This is a genomic window from Flavobacterium cyanobacteriorum (assembly GCF_002251835.1).
Taxonomy (GTDB): domain Bacteria; phylum Bacteroidota; class Bacteroidia; order Flavobacteriales; family Flavobacteriaceae; genus Flavobacterium; species Flavobacterium cyanobacteriorum.
Window position 1 is genome coordinate 1 of record NZ_NOXV01000260.1, and the last position, 17914, is coordinate 17914.

Below are 17914 nucleotides of genomic sequence, written 5' to 3' on the forward strand. Positions count from 1 at the left end.
GATTCGAACCCCCGACCCTCTGGGTGTAAACCAGATGCTCTGAACCAACTGAGCTAATCGCCCATATTGCGAGTGCAAATATAGGCTACTTTTTATTAATTGCAAATAAACTTTTAAAAATTTATATAATTTCGGCGACAACAAATGTACTCCCGCCAATGTATACAAAATCATGAGGCGAGGCATTTTGAAGCGCAGCTGCATAAGCTTCTTTTGCTGAATTATAACTACTGCCATAAAGCTTATAAACGGAAGCTTTGGTTTTCAGGACGTCTGACTCCAGCCCCCGGGGTATATCAGGCCTGCAGAAATAATAGGCAGCGGAAACGGGAAGTAAAGGCAGTATGTTGTCAAGGTCTTTGTCATTAACCACGCCAAACACAATGTGCAGTTTGTCAAATTGCTGGCGTTTTACCTGCTCCATAACAATACTCAGGCCATGGCTGTTATGGGCCGTATCGCATATAGCTGCCGGGTTTTTATGTATTTGGTGCCAACGCCCGGCAAAACCGGTATTTTTCACAACATTTAGCAGCCCCTGCCTTATATCTTCTTCGCTTACCGGAACTATATCCTGTAAGACATTTACCGCTTTTAGTACGGTTTTTATGTTCTTTTCCTGGTAATCACCCTTCAGGTCGCTTTTAAAAAATTTCAGATCCTCATCGGAAGCAAAATAAATCGGGGAGCCTGTTTCTTGTGCCTTTGCATTAAAAACGGGTTGTGTAGCCTCGGTATATTCACCAATAACTACGGGTATTCCCGCTTTAATAATGCCTGCTTTTTCGCCAGCAATAGCTTCAGGCGTATTGCCGAGGAACTGCATGTGGTCCATACCAATATTTGTTATAACTGAAAGTACGGGTATAATTACGTTAGTAGAGTCCAGCCTGCCCCCAAGCCCAGTCTCAATAACAGCAATGTCAACGTTTTCTTCCGCGAAATATGTAAAGGCGAGCCCAACTGTCATTTCAAAAAAACTGAGGCTCCGGCTTTCAAAGAAAGGTTTATTGTTATATATAAACCGGCAAACAAAATCTTCAGGTATGTCCTGCCCGTTTATTTTTATGCGTTCCCTGAAATCTTTTAAATGCGGGGAGGTATAAAGCCCTGTTTTGTATCCTGCCTGCTGAAATACAGACGCGAGCATATTAGAAACAGAGCCTTTTCCATTGGTGCCCGCTACATGTACCATCCGCAGTTTCTTTTCAGGATGGCCCAGGTGTTGTGTAAGAAGCAGGGTATTTGTCAGGTCTTTCTTGTAGGCTGATGCCCCCTGGTGCTGGTACATCGGCAGCTGCCGGAACATCCACTCAACAGTTTCTTTATAATCCATATTAAAAATGGCAGTTACTACCGCCATTAAATCATATTAAAGTTTTTTTATACCAGTTGTTTGAGGGCAATTTCAAAAGCAGTAGAACTCAGGTTTATCCCGGTTTTATTATTGGCAAAGATATTTTCAATTGCTTTCCTGATGGTGCCAGAGGTATCCTGGAAAATGGCTTCGTCGGTCATCTGTACTTTTTTCTCCATAAAATAAGCAAATACCCTTGCCATGCCGCAATTTGAAATAAAATCAGGGATAAGGCTAACCCTGCTGTCAGTGGCTTCCATGATGGGGCCGAAGAAAATCTCTTTGTCAGCAAAAGGAACATTGGCGCCGCAGGAAATCACTTCAAGGCCTGAGTGTATCATATCGTCAATTTGCTCCTGAGTAACCAGCCTTGATGCTGCGCACGGGGCAAAAATTTCGGCGCCGGTTCGCCATATTTCTTCATTTACCTGGCCAAAAGGTATCATACTATCCGCAACCAGTTTATTGCCGTCTTTGTCCAGGAAAAACTGCCTTATCTCATTAAAAGTAAAACCTTCCCTCCTGATAACACCGCCCTCACGGTCAATAATTCCCACAACTTTCACCCCCATTTCAGAAAGGTAAAAAGCCGCTGCCGAGCCTACATTCCCGAACCCCTGCACTATAGCTCTTTTGCCCCTGGCTGATCCGCCGGATATATCATAAAAGTGGCGTACAGCCTCAGCAACACCATAGCCGGTTATCATATCGGCAACCGTATATTTGCGGTTTACATCCGGTGAAAAAACGGGGTTCTCTATTACCTTCACCACGCCCTGGCGCAGTTGCCCTATGCGGTTAATCTTATCGGCATCGCTGGGTTTAAAATGGCCTGTAAACACGCCTTCCTGCGGGTGCCATACCCCGCAGTCCTCGGTCATCGGGATTACCTCATGTATTTCATCCACATTAAGGTCGCCACCGGTACCATAATAGCTTTTAAGCAGTGGGGATACGGCTTTGTACCAGCGTTGCAATACCCCTTTTTTCCGGGGATCATTAGGGTCAAAGTTGATGCCTGACTTAGCCCCGCCAATAGCAGGGCCTGAAACGGTGAACTTGACTTCCATGGTTTTAGCCAGCGAAAGCACCTCATTTACATCAAGCCCTTTGCGCATCCGAGTCCCACCTCCGGCAGCCCCGCCCCTTAGTGAATTTATTACTGTCCATCCCTCGGCTTCTGTTTCCGGGTCTTTCCAGTTGAATACTATTTCAGGTTGTTTATTTTCAAATTTTTGTAATAAATCTTTCATTTGGTTGTGTTTTATCAAAATCTGCACAAATATAAAAACATATAGATGAAATGTTTTTATTTTAAGGTATTATATGCTGAAAGAAACCTCTACGGTAGAGCCTTTGCCGGGCGCAGAGTCAATATTTAAGTTGCCATTGAGTAAAGAGGCCCTTTTGCGGAGATTTTTTATGCCAATACCATCCCTGGCTTTTGTGGGTTCAAAACCTACCCCGTCATCGGTAACTTTTACAGAAACAGTATTCCCGTCTTTACTGACCCTTATATAGGCATTATCTGCTTTTGAATATTTGTTAATGTTCTGGAGGGCTTCCTGTATAATCCTGTACACATTTACTTTTACCACATCTGTTAGTGCCTCCCAGTCTATATCTGGGTCTATGGTGAGGTTAAAACTTGTGTTAAAACTGTTTTTTTGGGAGTTTATCATGAATTCAAGCAGCGATTTGAAACTCTTGTCGCCACTGAACATGGCGCTCCTGCTCAGGTCGTGCGATACGCCCCGGATTTCTGTTTCTACTTTCTGAAGCTCTTTTATATAATTCTTCCGCTTTTCTACCGACTCCTCGTCTAATTTTTTATTAATAAATTCGAGGTTGAGCCTTACTGCGTATATATTGTTAAGGATGCCGTCATGCAGTTCCATCGCAATCCTGTTCTTTTCATCGCGTCGTGCGGCCTCTACTTTAGATTGCTGCTCAAACATCAGCTGGTAGATTTCTTCACTGGCTTTTTGCTGTTGCTGTATCAGTAATAGTTTCTTGTTTCTTGAATTAAGGTAATAGATACTAAATATCGCGGCGACAAAAAGTAATGATACAGCCGATACCCCAATAATAAAGCTGTTCTTTTTCACAAGCGCCTCTTTTTCAAACTCGAGCCGGTCGGTTTCGTAAGCTATCCTGGCAAAGCGCCCCCGCGCTTTTTTAGCCGCTTTTTGCAGTTCTTCATTTACTTTGTAATATTCAGATGAATATGCCGGGCTGTTGGCAGGGTCAACGGTAGTAAGCAGTTTTAGTGCGGCAAGGACTTCTACGTGGCTTTTGATTTTTGTTGCTTCATCGTATGCCGGCTTAAGGTGCATTAAAGCTTTTGTGGTATCTTTTAATTTAGCGAAATATTCGCCCAGGTACAGGTTACTGGCCACCACACCGGACTGGTCGCCTATATTTCCCCTTACTTTTAAGGCTTTATAGAAAAGCCCCGGCAGCTCAGTGTTATCTCCCGATTTAAATTTGGCATACGCAAGGTTATTAAGCAGCTTTGCGTATAATTCAGGTTTTTCCTTTTTAATATTTATCGATGATATAGCTTCGTTAAAAATTGCTATTGCCTTTGAATAATTACCTAACTTTAAGTAAACGCAGCCAATATTATTATGGCACGATGCGTTATAAGTTCTTAATTCTGTGTTTGCAATTCCTTGTTCTTTAAATTCTTGAAGCTGGGACAATGCTTTTTCATAATATTTTAGTGCCTCATTGTTATTATCCTGCCCCTCAAGCGCCAGCGCAATAAGGTTATAAGCGTAATAGACATCCTGTACCCTGTTTTCCTTTTGCAATAACTGAAGCGCCTTAAAGGCTTCATTTTCACAAAGCTCATATTCGCCTATATCATAGTATATATAAGATTTATAAAGCACCACTTCACCCACGCGGCCAAAATTATTAATCTTTCTGTATATTTTTTCAGATTGCGAATACTGGTAAAAAGCGCTGTCTTTATTGTCTTTGGCATAATAAGCATCAGCAGAAATATATAATGCACGTGCCATATTGGATGAATCTTTGGCTCTAAGACTTAGATCATACAGGTATTTGCTGGTATTGATTGCCTTATTATGTAAATTCTTATTGTAAAAAGTCCCCGATATATACAAAAGAGAATGTCGGGTTAAAGTATCATTAGGATTTTTTTTAATGACTACAAAGGCAGAGTCGAGGTATTTGACCTGAAGCGAATCGGGAATACTTTTATTTCGGACTTTTTGTAGTATCGTATTAAATTCTCCAGAAGTATTTGCATGTTTATCTTTGTCCTTGCATGAAAGGGCACAAAGCGAAACGGCTATTATGGATACTATTTTTATGTGCTGGTTCAAAATTTTTGAGGCGGTAGTGAATCACTACCGCCTCAAAAATAATTATTTATTTCGTTACATCAAACTCTTTGCGGCGGCTTAGGAAGGTCTCTGTTGCCGTTATCTAATACAGATGGCGTTGCTCTGATTTCTGTAGCGTTTGTGTCATTTTCAAGTCCGCTGTCGTCAGTAGAGCAGGATACAAATGCAGTGCTAAATGTAGCAACAAGGCATAAAGTAAGGATAATTTTTTTCATGGGTAGTTGATTTTTTATTAGATGTTCTTATTTGTTTTTTAACTGGCCGGTTTAGTTATATTTTAAATATTCCAGACAGGCTTTGAATTTTATGCCTTACAAAGTTACACCGGTGCTTCAATCTGGCGCTATGTATGGCGGGGGGTTTAGTGGAATGTACCCATTTGTGAGTGTATGGCTACTTTTGCAGGGTAATATACAATTTATAAATATTCGGGTGCTATTGTGCGAATAATTGTATCAATACTTTCTTTAAATGTTTTGGAAAAGGGTACCGATACTTCATTATTGTTCAGGTAGCACAACTGTTTGCCGGTATTTATACGGGATACAAAAATGCTGTTAACGATATAGCTGTTATGGATACGATAAAAAAACGATGGCAGATTGTTTTCGTAATGTTTTAAGGTTTTATACGCGGAAAGTTTTTTACCATTAACCAGGTAAAAATCAGTAGTATTATTGTCCGCTTCAAGATATACTACATCTTTGAGCGATATAAACTGGTAGTCGCCATAAGATTTTATACATATTTGTATATCTACCTCTGAGCGCTGTGTTTCATTAGGCGCTCTTTCATCAGTTGTATTTTCTCCGGCCGGCAGTGGTACATGATTTTCACGTATCTGCTGGTACATGTAGTGATTGTATTTCCTGAATTTGAATAAAGCCCGGCGAAGCTCGGCCTTATCAAGAGGCCTTACCATATAATCAAGCGCGCCTGCTTTAAGCGCCTCGAGGGCCTGTTTGTCATCATCGGCCACAATTATAAATTGGGGCAGCTGGTTCATGTACTGGTGTAATACGCTGATTAATGCCAGGCTGACATTATTTTTTTTTGAAATGCTGATATCAAGTACAACAAGGGAAGGGTTAAATTCAAGGATTGCATCAACAGCGCTTTCATTACTCAGGGTATTGCCCACAGGCATAAAGTCAGGAAAATTCTCGAGGAAAGAACTTATTTCACCGGCATGCGTCTCGTTATTGCTTACAATAAGATAAGGAAACTGGGCCAACTGCTATTAAATTTATTTTGAGCAAAATAAATAATTTAAATTTACTATTTTTACATCGTGCGTAAAAATTATAATTTCTTTTTGCACACGTAGTATTATGCCCGAAAATTTGAATATTCTGATTGTTGATGATCATCCGATGACTGTTAACGGATACATTAATGTGCTTTCTGAAGAAAAATTTGAAGGGTACGAACTTAACTTTACCAAAGCACTTGATTGTGAACAGGCTTACAGCCTTATAACCGCAAATGCAGGCGCCAGCCCTTTTGATATTGCTTATCTTGACATCAGCCTGCCACCTTTTGCCGAAAAGAATATTTTTTCGGGGCTCGACCTTGGTATCCTCCTAAGAAAAGCTATACCGGATTGTATCATTATTATACTTACCATGCACAGTGAAGCATCACTGATAGACAGGATTATTAAGGAAATAAACCCACAGGGAATATTATGTAAGAGCGATATTGATATTGATGAATTTATCAATGCTTTCAAAATTATATTTAGCGGCGATACCTACCTGAGCCATAAAATTGTAAAGTCCTTAAAGGAAAAAGTGTTTGATAACTACAAGCTTGATAATTATGACAAGCAGATACTTATGCGCCTTTCAGAAGGAATAAAAACTGTGAATATACCTAATTATGTCCCTTTGACGCTCAGCGCTATTGAAAAACGTAAAGCCCAGATGAAAAACCTTTTGTTACAGGGCAGGGGAGGTGATGATGATGAGCTGATAGAAGCCATAAGGAAAATCGGCATCCTTTAAGGTGTAAAAATTTTTCCGGAGCTATGGTTTCTTGCCGCCCCCGTGACACTGGCAAGTGCATTATGCTCGTTCCTAAGCCGCAGCACCCCTAATAACCCGAATATTAGTGCTTCTTTGTATTCTATGGTGTCGTTATCGGGTACAATTATCTTCGTATACGGCAGCAATTGTTTAAGCTGCTGTAATAAATAGGTATTATATGCCCCGCCACCTGTTATAAATAGAGATGTGCCGCTTTGGCTGCGGCTTACTATATTCCTGCTGATTTGCTGAGCTATATGCAGGGTAAAAGTTGCCAGTATATCCGCGGGGGCAATAGAATATTTATCTGTCAGGGGATAAACATTAGCCAAAACAAATTCAAGCCCTAACGATTTCGGATAAGGCGCGTTATAATATGGCAGGCTGTTCAGTTCCCCTAATAATCTTTCGTTTACAGCCCCTGCGGCGGCCAGCAATCCACCGGCGTCATAGGCATAGCCTAATGATTCTGCATAACGGTTAAGCACTATATTTACCGGGCAAATATCGTATGCCAGCCTTGTACTATTTTCTTCAAAAGAAATATTAGAAAAGCCGCCCAGGTTCAGGCAGTAATCGTAATTACTGAAGAGCAGCCTGTCGCCAATAGGAACCAGTGGCGCACCCTGTCCGCCCAGCGCTACATCCTGCACCCGAAAATCACACACGACGGTTTTTCCGGTAAGGGCGCTTATTTTCGGAAGATTGCCTATCTGGAGCGTGATTTTGTCATGTGGCTGGTGCAGTACCGTATGCCCGTGCGAACAAATTGCGTCAATAATACTTATCTTATTTCGGCTCATGAAGCTATTAATAAAACCGGCCAGGAGTGTTGTGTAATCTTCGTTAAGGGCGCTTAATGCCGGGCCCTGTAGTTCAACAGCTTTCCTCAGCCTAGCAGACCATTCGGGTGTGTAGGGTATTGTTTCGGCTTTATGGATTTTATACTGCCATTTTCCCCTATTGTGCAACAAGGAAATATGGGCTACATCAACCCCATCGAGCGATGTACCCGACATAACTCCTATAACGTTATAGTTTTGCTGTTCCATACGGGCTAAAATTAAATATTCCTATTGAAAATTGACAATTAATAATTACATTTGAACGCACTAAAACAAAAAATTTAATCAGTTAATATGGATTTTAAACTTACGGAAGAACATCTGATGATACAGGCGGCAGCCAGGGATTTTGCGCAGGCAGAACTGTTGCCGGGAGTTATAGAAAGAGATGAAAAGCAGGAATTCCCCAGGGAGCAGATAAAGAAAATGGGCGAACTGGGTTTTATGGGGATGATGGTCGACCCGAAATACGGCGGCAGCGGCCTTGATACCATCTCTTATGTGCTTGCCATGGAAGAGATATCAAAGATTGATGCTTCAGCTTCAGTAGTTATGTCAGTTAACAATTCCCTGGTGTGCTGGGGGCTTCAGACCTTTGGTACGGAAGAGCAAAAACAAAAATACCTAACCCGCCTTGCCACAGGTGAAATCATTGGCGCATTCTGCCTCTCAGAGCCTGAAGCCGGCAGTGATGCTACTTCCCAGAAAACCACAGCAATTGACAAAGGTGAATATTACCTGCTCAATGGTACTAAAAACTGGATAACGAATGGCAGTACGGCAGATATTTACCTTGTAATAGCCCAGACCGATGTTGAAAAAAGGCATAAGGGTATCAATGCACTAATTATAGAAAAGGGGATGCCGGGTTTTGAGATAGGGCCAAAGGAACAAAAATTAGGTATACGCGGGTCCGACACCCACTCACTGATGTTTACTGATGTAAAGGTGCCCAAGGAAAACAGGATTGGAGAAGACGGATTTGGGTTTAAATTTGCCATGAAAACACTATCAGGAGGAAGGATTGGTATTGCCGCACAGGCTTTGGGCATTGCTTCCGGCGCATATGAACTGGCTTTAAAATACTCAAAGGAACGAAAAGCATTTGGTACCGAAATATGCAATCACCAGGCTATAGCTTTCAAACTTGCTGATATGGCCGTACATATAGAGGCTGCCCGCCACCTTTGCCTTAAAGCAGCATGGGACAAGGATAATGGACAGAATTATGATATAAGCGGCGCAATGGCTAAACTCTATGCCTCGCAGGTGGCTATGGATACCACAGTAGAAGCCGTTCAGGTACATGGCGGTAATGGCTATGTAAAGGAATACCATGTCGAACGCCTGATGCGTGACGCCAAAATAACCCAGATATATGAAGGTACTTCTGAAATACAGAAAATAGTAATATCAAGAGCGATACTTTCACAATAAAAAAAGCCGGCCAGCGAGAGCCGGCTTCTTTTTTTACTTTAATCAGTGTGCTTTAAAAGATAAATTTTAAATTCTCATGATTTACTGCTCTTTATACGGTAGCTTCATTATTAAGTAGGCGGATTTTCCTTATACAGCCTTTCATAATTCTGCTATACATTACGCTTTTTTCCCAACGGTTTTAATTCAAAAAATAACTATCTAAAAAAAGAATAATATTTATTTTTTATTTGTCTTTTGGCGATAAAAAAGGGCATTATGTCGAAAATATTTAATTTGTTTTTATGGCCTTCGGCCACTTGTATACTTTTATGCAACAAAACCAGTTAACTGTTAACAATCAACAATCGGGTGAATGTTGGCAATGTTATCCTGTTTAAACAGCCATAACACAGAACAAGTTAAAACCATATTTATATTTTAATCATTTTGAGCCATGAATGTTATAGGTCAGAGAATTAAAAAGCTTAGGGAATCTAAAGGTATTACACAAGAGGCCATGGCCCTTCAGCTTGATGTTACACAAAGTAATTATGGCCGGCTAGAAAAAGATGACAGGAGGCTTAATGTAGTAAAACTTTTAAAAATTGTACGGATACTCGATGTAAGTATTACTTACCTGTTTAACGATATTATGCAGGGCCAGGACCGGCCCATCGAAAATTTCAGCCATGCGAACAAAGAGGTTTATGATATACTTGTTGAAAGCCTCCGGTCTGAAATACAGCATTTAAAAGAAGAAATCAGCTTTTTAAGGATCATGGTTAAAAGTTAATCCCGTATTTTAGCTTTACTTTAACAGTATATGTGCCGTTAAAAAAGATAAAAGATTGCGTATCTTTATTTTATGGTACAAAAACCAAGAGCTGTAAAATCTAAAGTTATCGCCGGTTACCTGCTCCTGTTTTCAATAGCAGTTATTTCTGTATGGTTTGTTTATGATGAGATTGTAAAAATTTCCCGTATAAGCCAGGCTGACTGGGATAATAAGCAGATAATAAAGATTAGCAATGTTATTGCCGGCCTTTATGCTTCCGAAGCACTCGGCCGCAGCGCCATCATCACCGGGTCAGGCAAAGACTATAAGGCTTATAATGTCCTTCTGGACAGTATTAACCTTGAAATTAAAAGTATAAGGGATAATGTTGAGGAAAACCAGCGGCCAAAATTTGATTCGATAAAACTACTGCTGCAACGCAAACGGAAAAGTACCGCAGAAATTATAAAATACCGTAACACCACCGCAAAAAATAATACTTTGCGCAGGGCTATCAGTGGGATATATATAGTAAAAGACTCCATAAAAAATACGGTACAGCCTGTAAAGACAACAAAAAAATACCCGTGGAACGAACTTGTGAGTGCTGTGCTGACACCACAACAGCGCGACTCCCTCAGCAAACTACCAGTGTCTAACGATTCCCTTGCCCTCGCATTTGACAAAGTACTGGCTGACCTGCTTTCTAAAGAGAAAAGGGTTATTAACCAGCTTTCCCGAAAAGAAGAGAAATTACTTGAAGAGAACCGTATTATTTCAGATAAGCTAAGGGCTATACTTTCTGCGGTGGAAAATGAATTCCTGCAAAATTCTTATGCCAAAATCCGCAGGTCACAGGCCGCGATATCCAAAACTACCGAAATTATAGCATGGGTTGGAGCGGGGGCCTTTTTGCTGCTTATTGTTTTTGCGGTAATTATTGTGAGGGATCTTACATCCCAACAAAATTACCGGAAGCAGCTCGAGGTATTAAACAGGGAAAATGAAGACCTGCTGCGGAGCAAGTCAATGCTCATGGCCACTGTGACACACGACCTGCAAACCCCTCTGGGCAGCATACTGGGTTTTCATGACCTGCTCAGGGCATCAGGCATAAACGCTAAGCAGGGCCAGTACCTGTCTAATATTAAGGAGTCGGCAGGCTATATACAGAAACTGGTAAATGATTTGCTTGATTTCTCAAAACTGGAAAATAACAGGATAACAATTGAGCAGTCGCCTTTCAACTTCAGCCACCTTATTGATAGTACCTGCCGTACGCTCGAACCTATTGCCATAAATAAGAATATAGAACTTACCTGGGATATTGATGAAGAGCTTAATGCAGTTTTTCTTTCGGACCCTTACCGGATACGACAGGTACTCACAAACTTAATCAGCAATGCTATAAAATTTACGAGTGAAGGCTCTGTTGAGGTCACGGGAAGGCTGGAAAGTGGCACAATATATGTGTCGGTGCTTGATACCGGTATAGGTATTGCAAAAGACCGGCATGATGACGTCTTTAAAGAATTTACGCAGGCACACGCCGGTATAGAGAAAAAGTTTGGGGGGACAGGCCTTGGCTTAACTATTTCTAAAAAGATGCTGGAACTTCTTGGAGGGAAGATAAGGCTGGAGAGCGCTGAAGGGCAGGGCTCTATATTTACTATACAGATACCCGCTGTTTACGCTGATGTAGTTGAAGCGGTGCATGTTTTTTATGATAATGGCCTGGCTGGCTACCTGAGGGGCAGGAAACTTCTTGTTGTAGATGATGATAATGTCCAGCTGATGCTGGTTAAGGAGCTCCTCTCGGCTTATTCCTTATCGGTACATACAGAAATAAATTCTGCCGTAGTTGTTGCATTGCTAGAGGCAGAAAATTTTGATTTGGTAATTACTGATATACAGATGCCGGTTCTGGATGGCTTTGCACTTATCGAAAAGATCAGGTCACATCATAATCCTGTAGTTGCAAATGTGCCTGTAATTGCGCTTTCCGGGCGGCGAGACCTTCATGCTTCGGATTTCACGGGGAAAGGATTTACGGCACATCATCCAAAACCGGTTCAGGTGGAGGGCCTTGTACTTTTGATTTCAAAGGTTTTTGGCAATACAGCTTATGAGGAAGCACATCAGGCACCGCTTATAGTTCCCAGGCCACTTTATAGCCTGAAGAGCCTGTCTGGTTTTACCAATAATGATCCGGCGTCGCTAAATACTATTCTACGCACATTTATAAAAAGTGCTGAAGAAAACTGCCGTGTTCTTGCTGCTGCCGCACAAAATAACGATGTTCAGTCCCTTGCTGAAACAGCGCATAAAATGATACCTATGCTGAAGCAGATGGAAATACATACTATTGCCGATTTACTGATGCCTCTTGAAGAGATGACCCTTACCATGCAAAACCACGACCTGGAGGCGTATATAGATGACATCCGTATGCGTGTGGCGGTACTCATAGAAAAACTCACTTTAGAAATTACCTAAAGCTCAATGTTGTATAGCTTTAATTTGTTGTAAAGCGTTTTCCTGTCAATATCAAGCAGCTTTGCAGCTTTAGATTTATTATAATTGGCTTTTTCAAGTGCGCTCTTTATGGCCTGCTCTTCATTATCTTTTGTGTAGGATATAGCATTATTGCCTGCTGGCGCTTCAATCATTTCCGCAGGTAGCAAATCAAGGCTTATAATGGAAGATTTGGCCAGCAGTACGGAACGTTTTATGATATTCTTCATTTCCCTGAGGTTGCCCGGCCATTCGTAGGTTTTAAAAAGCCGGATCACATCCTGTTCAAAGCCTTCAACTTCCTTTTCAAGTTCATTATTTGCCATTGCGAGGAAATGGTTGGCAAAAATCATTATATCCTGTTTTCTTTCCGCAAGGCGAGGCACCTTAACGCAAAATTCGTTGAGCCTGTGGTACAGGTCTTCTCTAAACTCGCCTTTTTTTACGGCTTCGGCAAGGTCTTCGTTTGTAGCGGCAATTACCCTGATGTCCACCTGGATTTCCTGGCTGCTTCCCACCGGTTTTATTTTTCGCTCCTGCAGTGCCCTTAGCAGCTGCACCTGTACTTCATAAGGAAGGTTTCCTACTTCATCTAGGAATATTGTGCCACCATTGGCGGCTTCAAAATGGCCGGTTTTGTCGGTTACCGCGCCGGTAAAAGATCCTTTTACATGTCCAAAAAATTCACTGGAAGCCAATTCCTTCGGTATAGCACCGCAATCTACAGGAATATATGGCTTAGCAGCCCTCTTGCTTTGTATGTGTATCGAGTGTGCTATGTATTCTTTGCCTGTTCCGCTGTCACCGATGATGAGTACGGACATACCCGTTGGTGCTACTAGTTTTATGTGCTCATGCAGCCTGGCAGAGTCAATGCCTGTACCTTTTATAAATGGCAAATTTTCAGCTTTTGGTTCTTCCTGGCTTCTATGCCCGGGCGGGTTAATATTTTTTATGGCTTGTTTTTTTATGGCCTGGTTCACGGTATGCAGTATCTCATCTGGATTTATCGGCTTTCCTACATAATCAAATGCGCCCTGCTTCATGGCATTCACAGCTGTTTTTATATCCGTGTAGCCTGTCATTAAGATTACCTGTGTGGCCAAAGACTTTTCTTTGATTAATTTTAGTATCTGTAGCCCGTCACTGTCCGGAAGCCGTATATCAGTAATTATAACATCAAAAAACTGTTGCTGTATGGCTTCTTCGGCTTCCTGCATGTTAAAAGCATTTATCGCGTCAAAACCTTTCTTTTGAAGAAACGTTTTTAGCATAATGCAAAAAGTGGTGTCATCATCAACAACCAATACCCTGGTACTCATTTTTTAGCAGTATAGCTACAAAATTAAACCTTTTGCAATAGCCATAATGTTAATAAAAAACAAAAGGAGATGTAAAACATCTCCTTGAGCCGGAGAACTTTAAATTCTCCTAATCACCTTACTATATATGTTTAAACTACCTCATATTATATTGGTTGAAATAATTGTGCCAAAGTGATTGTGATAAATCTTTGTTTGTAATTAACTGATTATTAAACAGTAATAGGCAAAGTCGCGGAAGTTTGCTGATGCTGTTTTTGTAGAACTTCTACATATAGCTGTAGAAAATTCTACATGTCCTGTTTTAAAAAACTGAAAACAACAGGCCAGGCAGTGCCCTCTCCCTTTAGCCCCGATGGAAGCGGCATCCTCCCCGCCGCCCCGCTTATGGCGGCGGGGAGATAGAGCTGACAGCGGGACAGGTGTATATAGATATGCCATGAGATAGCTGCTCCTGATCATAAAAAATATCCCGCGGTGTAATGTAGATTTATGCCAGTTTGGGATGTTACTTATGGATTTTGTGCGTGAAAAGGTAAGAGCTGATAAGCGTACTATGGCATTTCATGCGGGTATAGCGGCCATGGCTGCCGCTAATATACTGTTGACGGACCGGGAAGTGCGGCCTCAGAGAAGTTCGAGCGCCCTTTCCAGTGCCATACCGCGCGATCCTTTGATTAATATGGCGGCGTTGTCAGGCGCTCCGGAAAATGAAGCTGTAAAAGCCTCATAATCATTGTAAAAATGGAGATTGGGCTTTTCTGTTTTCGCTTGGTAGAAGTCTTTGCCAATGAAGTATGTGCTAATTTCTTTTTTCTCAGACATTATATCTATAATCCGGCTGTGTTCGTAATTACTTTCCGGCCCCAGTTCAAACATGTCTCCCAATAGAGCTATTTTAGGATTTTCCTGAAGCAACGAAAAATTGTCTATAGCTGCCGCCATGCTGCTTGGATTGGCATTATAGGCATCAAGGATAATGCGTTTGTTTCCCTTCTCAATAATCTGGGACCTGTTGTTCGCAGGCACATAACTTTCAATAGCCTCTTTGATTTTGCGGTCACTTACTTTGAAATAGTTGCCTATTGTTATAGCCGCGCTTATATTGGTTATATTGTATTTTCCAATCAGTTTTGATTTTATGAGCAGGCCATTGTACCCAACCTGGGCCATAGGCCCTGCACCGGTACTTTCAATCCTTACGTCACAGTTATAGGTTCCGGTTGCGAAAGTATATCTTGAGAGGTTTTGGGTTTTTTCTTTTTGTAAGGGGTCGTCCAGGTTTACAAATGCAGTTTTTATATTTTCGGAGAGGTAGTCATACAATTCGCTTTTGCCTTTTATAACACCTTCAATACCTCCGAAGCCCTCAAGGTGAGCCTTGCCAAAATTTGTTATATAGCCAAAATTAGGCTCAGTGATGCGGCAAAGCATGGCTATTTCCCGCTGGTGGTTTGCTCCCATTTCCACAATGCCTACTTCGGTATTTTTTGTAAATGAAAGCAGGGTGAGTGGTACACCAATGTGATTGTTGAGGTTGCCCTGTGTTGCCCGGGTAATATATTTACTGGAAAGTACCGCATAGATAAGTTCCTTAGTTGTGGTTTTGCCGTTGCTGCCGGTTAGTGCTATTATTGGCAGCCCCAGTTGTTTCCGGTGGAAGTTTGCCAGCTGCTGAAGCGCTTCAAGGCTATTGTTTACAAGCAGCATTTTGTCGTTTTCGTAATAATCCGGATTATCAATAACTACAAAGGCTGCTCCCTTTGCCAAGGCTTCCTTCGCAAAGGTGTTGGCGTCAAAATGGTCTCCCTTAAGGGCAAAGAACATGGAGCCGGGTTCTATTTTGCGGGTATCAGTGGATATTGATGTACAGGTAAGGAAGTGTTGGTATAGTGCTTCGGTAGTCATGGGTTATAAAAAATAAAAGCCCTAATATAGGGCTTTTATTATAATTATTCTCAAGAATTAGTTCCTTGCTTTTTTCTTTTTTGATTTAGGGCCAACTTTAGACATGGCACACCTGAATCCTATATAGTCAGTAGCCATATCCTGCGGGAAGTATCTCCTTTGAGCAGGATCGAGCCAGTAAGCCCTGTCCCTCCAGGAACCGCCTTTGTAAACCCTTACATTGTCATTTATGAGCGTAGTCCTTTTTGATGAGGTGTCATATTTACGTATCATATTGCCAAGGCTGTCTTTAGATACCAGGTGCTTAGGGGACTCATACATTCTTTTCTTGGCATCAGCAGCCGCGGCCTCCTCTTCGGTGCCACCATAGTTGTAATAACGTGTAGACTGCCTGTCACCATCCCTGTAGTTCCTGTTGTCACTCTTGGTATAGTTCTGCCTTAAGTATGTGTCTTCGTCGGTAACCTGCGTCTGGGCAATTTGTCCGGGAAGGTTCCTGTACTGTATGCGGCCGTTTGAAAGTGTGTCGTATTCGATAGTTTCAGCGGTTACAAGTTCGGCCCTTCCGTCATCTCCGATTTTATTTTTCATGTACACATTACCCCTGTAGTAGTTAAAGTCATTAGCCTCATCGTCTACAATTGGGCGATAGACATCAGCAACCCACTCGGCTACGTTACCAGCCATATCATACAGGCCGAAGTCGTTTGGCGGGTATGATTTTGCCGGTGAGGTAATGTCTGCATTATCATCAGACCATCCTGCGATTCCGCCATAGTCACCTTTACCCTGCTTGAAGTTGGCTAACTGGTCACCCCTGTTTTGCCTTTTTGAATTACGGGTATACTGGCCTTTCCATGGGTATTTTTTATTTCCTTTATAAACATTATATTCACGGTTGCCTACCAGCGCCACGGCTGCATATTCCCATTCGGCTTCGGTTGGAAGCCTATACTCGGGCAAAATTAGGCCCGATGTCCTTTGCGCGTATACTCCTTTCGCATCTTCTTTATTGGCAAGTTTATTTCTTGGGCCTTTGAGTACTATTTCTTCATTACCGCCGTAAGATTTACTTGGACTTTCAAGGTAAGCTTCGGTATTAAAGGTGCTTTCGGCAGTAACATCAACTAACTTAGCATCTTTTTTAAGATAGCCTTCTTTTTCAAGGACACCTTCGTTTACACGGTCAGTCCTCCATTTAGCAAACTCAACCGCCTGAATCCAGTTAACACCAACTACAGGGTAGGTACCGTAGGCCGGATGCCTTAAGTAGTTGTTTGTCATGGTTTCATTATAACCCAATGCACTTCTCCATACAAGGGTATCAGGCAGGGCCCCGACATAGATGTTCTTATAGTTTTCCTCTGTAGGCGGGAAAACCCTTTTCAGCCAGTCAAGGTATTCCATGTACATCATGTTGGTAACCTCAGTTTCATCCATGAAAAAAGACTGGACGTGCTGTTGTGTAGGTGTGTTATTCCAGTCATGCATTACATCGTCCTGAACGCGGCCCATAGTGTAGGTGCCGCCTTCTACTTCAACAAGCCCAGGGGCAGCCTGCTGCTTCTTGAATTTGGAGTTGTACTGGAAACCGCCTTTCTTATCATTAATCTTCCAGCCTGTTGCCGCAGAACCGCCAGACCCTTTTTTACTACAACTAGTAAAACCAACTGCTACTGCAAGTGCCAGCATCAGTTTTAAAGCCATAATTTTGTTAACTTTCATACTTCCTGAGGTAATAAAATTTTTGTGGCGCAATATAATAATTAACCATTAAACCGCAACACGTTTTTTAATTTTTTAACAATCCTGTCCTAAATAAAATTTAACACTATCAAACTTAACCATTNTGTATTCTGAATAATATTAAATTTTTAAATTTTATAGTGTTTGTTCCTGATTGACAGTTATTTGTTAGCTTCGCATAAATCCAATTAAAATGAAACCACTACTAGTCACCTTTGCGTTAGTACTGCTTTTATCAGGGTGCAGTAAGGACGATGATGACAGCAATGATCCGCTGCCGGCTGCCACCACAACCGGTGCCGGGGTTTTTGCCTGCAAGATAAACGGCAAAACGTTTATAGACCGCACCAGGGACTTTAACTGCTATTACCAACTTATTGACGGAAAATATTATTTTGGTATAGGTGGTATAGATGAAGATTATAAACGAACCAATACCCCATGGAGCATAGTTCTGATTTCAGAAAATGTTGTATTTGAGGAAGGTCAGACGTATACACTTTTGCAGGAAACAGATGGTAATCTTACCGGAAAAGCGATTTTTAGTTTTTCTACTGACGATTATTTTTCACCAGAAACCAGTGCAGAATATACAGGTGAGCTTACCCTGACCCGGTTCGGCAC

Annotated in this window: 13 protein-coding genes and 1 pseudogene; 5 read left to right on the plus strand and 9 right to left on the minus strand. The window is 41.7% G+C overall.

The window, feature by feature from the left end:
* Positions 1-121: 121 nt before the first annotated feature.
* From CHU92_RS08865 to CHU92_RS08880, 5 genes are all read right to left on the minus strand, one after another.
* A complete protein-coding gene (locus tag CHU92_RS08865) occupies positions 122-1336 on the minus strand; it encodes a bifunctional folylpolyglutamate synthase/dihydrofolate synthase (RefSeq protein ID WP_094414746.1) in 1215 nt (404 codons plus the stop codon).
* 47 nt (positions 1337-1383) lie between these two features.
* A complete protein-coding gene (locus CHU92_RS08870; protein WP_094414721.1) occupies positions 1384-2610 on the minus strand; it encodes a Glu/Leu/Phe/Val dehydrogenase dimerization domain-containing protein in 1227 nt (408 codons plus the stop codon).
* Positions 2611-2679: 69 nt separating this feature from the next.
* Positions 2680-4713, minus strand: coding sequence for an ATP-binding protein (locus CHU92_RS08875; protein WP_129583041.1), 2034 nt, complete (start codon positions 4711-4713; stop codon positions 2680-2682).
* A gap of 59 nt (positions 4714-4772) precedes the next feature.
* Positions 4773-4949 carry a hypothetical protein gene (locus CHU92_RS15850; protein WP_165764625.1) on the minus strand — a complete coding sequence of 59 codons (177 nt, stop codon included), beginning with the start codon at positions 4947-4949 and terminating at the stop codon, positions 4773-4775.
* Between the two features lie 203 nt (positions 4950-5152).
* The gene (locus tag CHU92_RS08880) at positions 5153-5968 is read right to left on the minus strand and encodes a LytR/AlgR family response regulator transcription factor (RefSeq protein ID WP_094414726.1); all 816 of its coding nucleotides are present in this window, start codon (positions 5966-5968) and stop codon (positions 5153-5155) included.
* Between the two features lie 97 nt (positions 5969-6065).
* On the opposite strand from CHU92_RS08880, the gene CHU92_RS08885 reads away from it, so the two are divergent.
* On the plus strand, positions 6066-6740 hold the full coding sequence (locus CHU92_RS08885) for a response regulator (protein ID WP_094414728.1): 675 nt from the start codon (positions 6066-6068) through the stop codon (positions 6738-6740).
* Here CHU92_RS08885 and CHU92_RS08890 read toward each other — a convergent pair.
* A complete protein-coding gene (locus tag CHU92_RS08890) occupies positions 6737-7813 on the minus strand; it encodes an anhydro-N-acetylmuramic acid kinase (protein ID WP_094414730.1) in 1077 nt (358 codons plus the stop codon). The genes CHU92_RS08885 and CHU92_RS08890 overlap by 4 nt on opposite strands.
* An 87-nt stretch (positions 7814-7900) precedes the next feature.
* Here CHU92_RS08890 and CHU92_RS08895 point away from each other — a divergent pair, with 87 nt between their 5' ends.
* From CHU92_RS08895 to CHU92_RS08905, 3 genes are all read left to right on the plus strand, one after another.
* Positions 7901-9043, plus strand: a complete 1143-nt coding sequence (locus CHU92_RS08895; RefSeq protein ID WP_094414732.1) for an acyl-CoA dehydrogenase — start codon at positions 7901-7903, stop codon at positions 9041-9043.
* Positions 9044-9479: 436 nt separating this feature from the next.
* Complete coding sequence (locus CHU92_RS08900) at positions 9480-9818, plus strand: helix-turn-helix domain-containing protein (RefSeq protein WP_094414734.1); 339 nt, start codon at positions 9480-9482, stop codon at positions 9816-9818.
* A gap of 72 nt (positions 9819-9890) precedes the next feature.
* Positions 9891-12296 carry an ATP-binding response regulator gene (locus tag CHU92_RS08905; protein WP_094414736.1) on the plus strand — a complete coding sequence of 802 codons (2406 nt, stop codon included), beginning with the start codon at positions 9891-9893 and terminating at the stop codon, positions 12294-12296.
* Here the strand turns inward: CHU92_RS08905 and CHU92_RS08910 are convergent.
* The 3 genes from CHU92_RS08910 to gldJ form a co-directional block, all read right to left on the minus strand.
* The gene (locus CHU92_RS08910) at positions 12293-13636 is read right to left on the minus strand and encodes a sigma-54-dependent transcriptional regulator (protein ID WP_094414738.1); all 1344 of its coding nucleotides are present in this window, start codon (positions 13634-13636) and stop codon (positions 12293-12295) included. The two genes, CHU92_RS08905 and CHU92_RS08910, sit on opposite strands and share 4 nt — an antisense overlap.
* Before the next feature lie 627 nt (positions 13637-14263).
* On the minus strand, positions 14264-15544 hold the full coding sequence (locus tag CHU92_RS08915) for a UDP-N-acetylmuramoyl-tripeptide--D-alanyl-D-alanine ligase (protein WP_094414740.1): 1281 nt from the start codon (positions 15542-15544) through the stop codon (positions 14264-14266).
* 57 nt (positions 15545-15601) lie between these two features.
* Complete coding sequence (gldJ, locus tag CHU92_RS08920; protein ID WP_094414742.1) at positions 15602-17269, minus strand: gliding motility lipoprotein GldJ; 1668 nt, start codon at positions 17267-17269, stop codon at positions 15602-15604.
* A gap of 214 nt (positions 17270-17483) precedes the next feature.
* Here gldJ and CHU92_RS08925 point away from each other — a divergent pair.
* A pseudogene (locus CHU92_RS08925) lies at positions 17484-17914 on the plus strand (hypothetical protein); the annotation flags it as partial.

Excerpts from the sequence above, each read along its gene's own strand:
- CHU92_RS08915 (WP_094414740.1), bottom strand. The coding sequence starts at position 15,544 with ATGACTACCGAAGCACTATACCAACACTTCCTTACCTGTACATCAATA.
- CHU92_RS08900 (WP_094414734.1), top strand. The coding sequence starts at position 9,480 with ATGAATGTTATAGGTCAGAGAATTAAAAAGCTTAGGGAATCTAAAGGT.
- gldJ (WP_094414742.1), bottom strand. The coding sequence starts at position 17,269 with ATGAAAGTTAACAAAATTATGGCTTTAAAACTGATGCTGGCACTTGCA.
- CHU92_RS08885 (WP_094414728.1), top strand. The coding sequence starts at position 6,066 with ATGCCCGAAAATTTGAATATTCTGATTGTTGATGATCATCCGATGACT.
- CHU92_RS08905 (WP_094414736.1), top strand. The coding sequence starts at position 9,891 with ATGGTACAAAAACCAAGAGCTGTAAAATCTAAAGTTATCGCCGGTTAC.
- CHU92_RS08910 (WP_094414738.1), bottom strand. The coding sequence starts at position 13,636 with ATGAGTACCAGGGTATTGGTTGTTGATGATGACACCACTTTTTGCATT.
- CHU92_RS15850 (WP_165764625.1), bottom strand. The coding sequence starts at position 4,949 with ATGAAAAAAATTATCCTTACTTTATGCCTTGTTGCTACATTTAGCACT.
- CHU92_RS08865 (WP_094414746.1), bottom strand. The coding sequence starts at position 1,336 with ATGGATTATAAAGAAACTGTTGAGTGGATGTTCCGGCAGCTGCCGATG.
- CHU92_RS08895 (WP_094414732.1), top strand. The coding sequence starts at position 7,901 with ATGGATTTTAAACTTACGGAAGAACATCTGATGATACAGGCGGCAGCC.
- CHU92_RS08870 (WP_094414721.1), bottom strand. The coding sequence starts at position 2,610 with ATGAAAGATTTATTACAAAAATTTGAAAATAAACAACCTGAAATAGTA.
- CHU92_RS08890 (WP_094414730.1), bottom strand. The coding sequence starts at position 7,813 with ATGGAACAGCAAAACTATAACGTTATAGGAGTTATGTCGGGTACATCG.